Source organism: Cupriavidus sp. 05N39 (assembly GCF_056397325.1).
On the sequence record NZ_JBFTNE010000409.1, the window covers coordinates 1 to 364 of the forward strand.

Consider the following 364-nt stretch of genomic DNA (forward strand, 5'->3'; position numbering starts at 1 on the left):
CAGGTCATCGACGGCCGCGGCTGGCGCTCCGGCGCCCTGGTGGAAAAGCGCGAGATCCCGCAGTGGTTCCTGCGCATCACCGATTACGCCCAGGAACTGCTGGACGGCCTGGATGAACTGCCGGGCTGGCCCGATTCGGTCAAGACCATGCAGCGCAACTGGATCGGCCGCTCGGAAGGACTGGAGATCCAGTTCGACGTGCGTGACGCCGACGGCAGCGCGCTGGACCCGCTGCGCGTGTTCACCACCCGTCCGGACACCGTGATGGGCGTGACCTTCGTGTCGATCGCCGGCGAACACCCGCTGGCCCAGCACGCGGCGAAGTCGAACCCGGCATTGGCTGCGCTGCTGGCCGAGATGAAGC

The 364-nt window shown here is 67.9% G+C and carries 1 pseudogene; it reads left to right on the top strand.

Features of this window, described 5'->3' with window-relative positions:
- Window positions 1-364: pseudogene (leuS, locus tag AC1DN0_RS41940) on the top strand (leucine--tRNA ligase); the annotation flags it as partial.